Below are 6,512 nucleotides of genomic sequence, written 5' to 3'. Positions count from 1 at the left end.
CGATTTATCTAAACGATAATAATATAAGCGGGTCTATTCCGTGTGCTTTTTGGAATAGTATAGATAATAATAGAATTGGCATTGTATGGTTGGGTAATAATGACTTTTCAGGAAACTGTACTTCTGCCATGAATAACCTACCTTCTGATACAGACATATCACTATAAGGAATAACTTATAGGTAGGTTTGCGAAATCTATCTACTTTACTAAGCATAAGCCGGAGTTGTCGAGAGGCAATTTCGGCTTAATCCACGGGCAACAACAGCTGGGCCAATATTCCGGCTGGGGAATCGGAAACCTGACGAAACTTACCTGCCTGAATGTTATATAGAATTAGTTGAAAGGTGAAATCATTCAGAAATTGAGAATATGTCCAGTATGGAATGGTTTAATATATCTGGCAACTCATCTGTTAAAGAACCTCCACAAGACCTTACTACCCCTTATCATCCTGGTAAATCAAATAGAGCTACTTGTAAGTGTAGGTGTAGGCTTCCCCATTTTTCTAAAATTTAACAGAGCTAAATAATACCGTTTCAAGAGTAATTTTTACTCAACCTCTATTTTATAAAACAGAAAACTTTACAGATTGTTTTAATCTGCAAACCGTGCTTTGACTATTCCTCTTCTTTTGCAAAGAATCCGGCATTTCTTACTAAAAAAAGATTGGCATAGATGTTGTATCATATTAATAAAAAGTTGCAACAATACCCTTTTAGACCAAGAAAATAAGTTGATTAAGAATGTTAATCTCAGAAAAACACAAGTATATTTTTATTTCAATACCCAAGACAGGAACAACGGCAATACAAAGTTTCTTACAAGAAAATGATGATAGTTCTGTGTTAAACTGGATCACCATTAAAGCAAAACGTATAAAAATTGATGAATATGTTAAAACTTGGAAATTAATGAAAATAATGGGGGATGAATATGATAAATACACCGTTTTTACTTTTATAAGGGATCCATATGCCAGAAGTGTGTCAGGGTACCATTTTTATAAGAATGGAAACACTCTTAGGTCGCATTATTTTATCAGAAATTTTATGGCTCAATTAAATGTCCTGATAACTAAAATTTTACCTTTTATTATGTGGTCTATCCTGAAGCCGAATAAAAAACTCGTAGATTACTTTTTTGACAAAAATGGGCAAGAATTAATTGATTTGGTAGGAAAGACTGAAAATATGAATAAGGATCTTTCATCAATATGTAACCTTCTGGGAATACCCTTAGAAAATGTTAGTGTCCCTGTTAAAAACAGTTCTAGACACTCAACAGTAGAGAACTTTTTTACTAATAAATGGCATGAAAAACTATATAGAAAAAAAAGTTAAAGAGGATATAGAGTTGTATGACAAGTACAAAGATAGATTGCGAACTGAAAGGTTCAATAAAAAAATGAAGCATGAATAGGATAGGACTCATCATTCCATCATTACAGTCGGGTGGTATGGAGAGAGTTATGGCAGAGCTTGCTAAATACTTTGTAGAAAAGAGAGGGGTAGAAGTCCATTTAATTCTTTACGGGAAAAGTCGGCCAATTTTTTTCTCGATACCTGAAAATATAATTATTCACCGACCATCATTTGTTTTTACGGATGACCGACGGTTTATCAACACATTAAAAACACTATATTTTTTGCGGAGAAGGATCAAAAATATTCAACCGGAGACGATACTAAGTTTTGGGGAATACTGGAATAATTTTGTACTTCTTGCTTTGCTTGGGGTAGATATTCCAATTTTTATTTCGGACCGGTGTAAGCCGGATAAATCCCTTGGTAAGATACAAGATGTACTGAGAAAGTGGTTATACCCGAGGGCTAATGGAGTCATTGCCCAAACATCAAGAGCCAAAGAGATTTATGCTGATCAACATTTGAATAAAAATATCAGAGTAATTGGAAACCCTATATATCAGGTTTCTTCGAATGGAGAATCAACACAGAAAGAAAATATAGTTTTGACAGTAGGGAGACTAATTAAGACAAAACACCAAGACCGGTTAATTAAAATGTTTAAGGAGATATCCCCGGAAGGGTGGAAATTAGTCATTGTAGGAGGAGATGCATTAAAGCAGAAGGGAATGAAAAGGCTTAAAAAGCTGGTCAGAAAGTTGGATATGAAAGAAGTTGTTGAATTTACCGGTACTGTTTCTGATATCGAACCATATTACAAAAAGAGTAAAATATTTGCCTTTACCTCCAGCTCTGAGGGTTTTCCAAATGTTGTTGGGGAGGCGATGTCTGCAGGTTTACCGGTCATTTCATATGACTGTGTTGCAGGTCCATCTGACTTAATAGATGATGGAAAAAATGGATACCTAATTCCGCTTTATAATGATCTTAAATATTGCGAAAAATTAAAGCTTTTGATAAATAATCCTGAACTCAGAAAAAGAATGGGAGATATATCTCGAAAAAAAATTCAGAAATTCCAGATTGCTACTATAGCAGAGAAATTTTATTCCTTCATTACGGACGCTCAGAATATTAAGGAATAGGTAATTGATATACATGATAGGACAGTTAACAAACATACATCATACGATGGAATACAGAAGATTTTTAAGTTGGTTTAAGCATCTGGTTTCCAGTAACGTTTTACTTTACAAGATATGGTTTCATAGTGTGAGAAAGTGGAGAGGGGATTATGTCCGTTTGCCAACAAAGAATGACGATTTTTACTTTGATGGGTATCCACGATCTGGGAATACTTTTTTTGCTGCCTTATTTAGTAAAGTCTATCTAAATAAATCTTTTGCAAGTCATTTACATGTTATATCAGGATTGAAAATAGCTCTTATATTAAAATTGCCAATCTTTGTTATGGTTCGCAGACCAGAAGATGCAATAATATCCAATCTATACAGGAAAGTCGTAGGAAATGATGTATCACCTGACCGTGATCTTTTTGAAATGCTTTTAGTTTCATATTACAACTATTACCTATTTGTAAAAAAGAATATTAGGAAGATAAATGTTATTAGATTTGAAACATCTATTGAAAACGAAGTTTTATTAACAAAAAAAATTGCTGAAGAACTTGGCTTCGAAGTACAATTAGATGATTCTTTGACAGAGATGCTAAGTGACTACAAGGAAATGATGCAAAAGAAGGAAGCTCAAAAGGAATCCCATGCCTCGAGTTTACCGAATGAAAATAGAGCAAGATTCAAAACAGAATATTTAAATAAAGTACTCAATTCTCCTTCATACAGTATGGCGGAAACCATCTATAACGAGTTAATTAGTTATGATTTACTTTCTGAGTAAAGCATAGTCTTTGGTCATTAAAGGTATAATGAAAATTCTCCAAATAAATACAACGGTTAATACCACAAGTACTGGCAGGATAGCTGAAGAGATAGGGCAGACCCTGCAACAGTACGGACATGAAAGCTATATTGCATATAAAAGTTTAGGACCTGCGGGAAGTTCTTCCAAGCTTATCCGCATAGGAAGTAAGATGGATGTGTATATGCATGGCCTCAAAACCCGTATTTTTGACCGTCATGGCTTCGGATCAACGCAAGCTACACAACGTTTTCTTGAGAGGGTCAAAGAGATTAATCCTGATGTTATAGGCCTCCACAATCTCCACGGGTATTATCTGAATATTGAACTGCTGTTTAACTATTTGAAAGAGATACAGAAACCAGTGGTTTGGACGCTTCACGACTGCTGGCCGTTTACAGGGCATTGCAGTTTTTTTGATTATGTGTCCTGTGAGAAGTGGAAAACAGAGTGTTACGACTGTCCATTATCGGATAAATACCCGGCCAGTTGGTTCCTGGATAATTCTAAGAAAAACTTTCATCAAAAAAGAGAACTGTTCAATGGGGTGGATAACCTAACCATTGTTACACCCAGCCACTGGCTGGCCAACCTGGTGGAACAGTCGTTTTTGTCGGAATACCCGGTTGAAGTAATACATAATGGTATCGATTTGGAGCAATTTCATCCTGTGAATACCAAGGATATTATGATGCAATATAAGCTGACTGGAAAAAAAGTATTACTTGGGGTTGCCAGTGTTTGGGATAGAAGAAAAGGGTTGAAATACTTCGTTGAGCTGGCTAAACGACTTAATGATGATTTTAGAATTATTTTGATAGGCCTTTCCGGGGATTCGAACCATGAGCTTCCGGAAAATATAATAGCTGTTCCCCGCACCGAAGATATTGACGAACTGGTATCTTTTTACAGTGTGGCAGATCTGTTTGTCAATCCAACACTTGTAGACAATTTTCCGACAACCAATCTTGAGGCACTGGCCTGTGGAACTCCAGTCGTAACGTTTAATACGGGTGGGAGTCCTGAGGCCATAGATGGGAAAACAGGATGGGTTGTAGAAAAGTCAAATACAGATGAGTTATATAATTCAATACAAAAATATTTTAAGAATGACCTAAAAATAAATAGTGATTACTGTCGGGAAAGATGTATGCAGTTATTTAACAAGGAGGATAGGTACAAGGACTATCTTAATCTTTATAGATCTAAAATTGAGGAGCATGAATATATTATTCATAACAATCGCATGGCCTGAAAAAGGGCAGAGCAATATTTATTCTGACTTGATCCACAAGTTTATAGAAGAGGGGCACAATGTTTGTGTGATTACGAATAGACCTAGAAGGAACAAAAAGTCGGCAGGTTACACTATTGAAAAAGGGGTAAAGGTGTTACGGATCAAGACGGGTAATATTGCCAAGACCCATCCAATTGAAAAAAGTCTGTCATTATTACTTCTGGGATGGCAATTTAGAAGAGGAATTAAAAAACATTTTGGCAATGAATCTTTTGATCTGATTCTATTTAATACACCTCCTATTACACTTTCAAGGCTAATGAAAGATCTCAAAGAAGAATATAATTGTGCACTTTATTTATTGTTAAAAGATATATGGCCTTATGGTTTTGCGGATATGGGACTGATAAAAAAACATGGATGGATTTATAACTATTTCAGAAAGCATGAAAGGAGATTATATAAAGCTGCTGATGTAATCGGTTGTATGTCTCCCAAGGGGGTGGATTTTATACTTAATCAGCACCCCTATTTAGAAGCTGGGAAACTAGAGGTATGTCCCAATTCTATTTCCTTAAATGGCAATGGTATCAAAAAAAATAGTTCTATTTCCATCAGGGAAAAGTACGGTATACCTAATGATGCAACTGTGTTTCTTTTTAGTGGGAATCTTGGATTGGGGCATGGGCTAGATTACCTCAGTGAAACTATTTTGAAGATGAAAGACTATAAAAAAGCTTTTTTTATGATTGGAGGGGCAGGAACTTATTATTCAAAACTCAAAAAGGTTTTTGATAAAGAAAATCCTCCAAATGCTCTGTTATACAGTTACTTGCCAGAAGAAGAGTATAAAGCATTAATTACTACCTGTGATGTTGGGCTTATTTTATTAGACAGTAAATACACCTATCCGCAATTTCCTTCCCGATTGTTATCCTATCTTGAAAATAAAATGGCTGTATTATGTGCCGTAAATGGAGAAACGGACATCGGTGAAATAGTAGAAGAATACGAAGCTGGAATAACTACGATCCATGGTGATTATAAAAGTTTTAGAAGTGCTATAGAAAGGTTATGTGAAGATAAACAGGTAGTAAAAAAGATGGGGCAGCAAGCCTGGCAGTTATTAAACGAGAAATATGAGGTCACTCATTCATACCAAACAATTGTAAAGCATTTTGAATAATAATAGACTACATAAAACATTTGATGTTTTTTTGATTGGAATGACAGATAGGCCCCAATCGATCAATGCCGTGTTGGGTTTACTTGAAAAAAGTAACCATAATCTTTCTGGAGTCATACTGGAGAAAAGGTTTGCCAGACGCGCCACTTCAATAAAGTTTTATATGGATCTGTTTGGGAAATTTAGTTTTTCTTTTCTCAAATCAAGGTTGGTTGAGCTTGTTAAAATAAAATTGAAGCAACTTAACAAAGAGGTGAGTTTCGAAAAAAAGTTACATTCTCGAGGAATTGCATACCACGAAGTGGACAACATTAATGGACAAGATGTAGAATTGGTCTTAGAAAAGAAGAAACCGGATGTGATTGTTTTAGCGGGGGCACCTATTATAAAACCAAATATTTTAAAAACGGCTAAAAGTTATGTCATTAATGTTCACCGTTCATTGTTGCCTGCATATGCAGGCTTAGATGCAATATTTTGGGCTTTATATCATGGGGAGGACACGATTGGAGCAACAGTCCATACGGTGAGTGAGAAGATTGATGCTGGTAAAATAATCCTGCAGAAAGAAAAAGAGGTACTTTTCAATGATGATTTGGATTCACTCACAACATGGTACAATAACATAGTTCCAGACATGCTGGTGGAAGCTTTGGATTTAATTGCTGATCCGGAATTTGTGCCAAGAGAGCAAGATTTTAGTAAGAGATCATACTTTTCATGGCCAACTAAAAAACAACGCAAAGAATTACAGAAAAGATTAAGCAAGAAAACGAATAAGTAAA

6 protein-coding genes are annotated in these 6,512 nt (G+C 35.4%); all 6 read left to right on the top strand.

Annotation, left to right across the window (positions count from 1 at the left end; translation table 11 throughout):
* The first annotated feature begins 745 nt into the window (after positions 1-745).
* Entirely contained in the window at positions 746-1,342 is a 597-nt protein-coding gene (locus CK503_RS10220) for a sulfotransferase family 2 domain-containing protein (protein WP_255233384.1), read from the top strand.
* Positions 1,343-1,413: 71 nt separating this feature from the next.
* Positions 1,414-2,511 (top strand): glycosyltransferase family 4 protein, encoded by a 1,098-nt coding sequence (locus CK503_RS10215; protein WP_095606707.1) that lies wholly within the window; start codon positions 1,414-1,416, stop codon positions 2,509-2,511.
* A gap of 46 nt (positions 2,512-2,557) precedes the next feature.
* Positions 2,558-3,283 carry a hypothetical protein gene (locus CK503_RS10210; protein WP_095606706.1) on the top strand — a complete coding sequence of 242 codons (726 nt, stop codon included), beginning with the start codon at positions 2,558-2,560 and terminating at the stop codon, positions 3,281-3,283.
* Between the two features lie 28 nt (positions 3,284-3,311).
* Positions 3,312-4,559, top strand: coding sequence for a glycosyltransferase (locus CK503_RS10205; RefSeq protein ID WP_095606705.1), 1,248 nt, complete (start codon positions 3,312-3,314; stop codon positions 4,557-4,559).
* Positions 4,525-5,727, top strand: coding sequence for a glycosyltransferase family 4 protein (locus tag CK503_RS10200; protein WP_095606704.1), 1,203 nt, complete (start codon positions 4,525-4,527; stop codon positions 5,725-5,727). Before CK503_RS10205 ends, CK503_RS10200 begins: the two co-directional genes overlap by 35 nt.
* Positions 5,720-6,511 (top strand): formyltransferase family protein, encoded by a 792-nt coding sequence (locus tag CK503_RS10195; RefSeq protein ID WP_095606703.1) that lies wholly within the window; start codon positions 5,720-5,722, stop codon positions 6,509-6,511. Before CK503_RS10200 ends, CK503_RS10195 begins: the two co-directional genes overlap by 8 nt.
* Position 6,512 lies beyond the last annotated feature (1 nt).

The organism is Fodinibius salipaludis (assembly GCF_002287075.1).
Taxonomy (GTDB): domain Bacteria; phylum Bacteroidota; class Rhodothermia; order Balneolales; family Balneolaceae; genus Fodinibius; species Fodinibius salipaludis.
The sequence above is the reverse complement of the archived record's forward strand: the minus strand, read 5'-3'. Positions and strand labels throughout refer to the sequence as shown.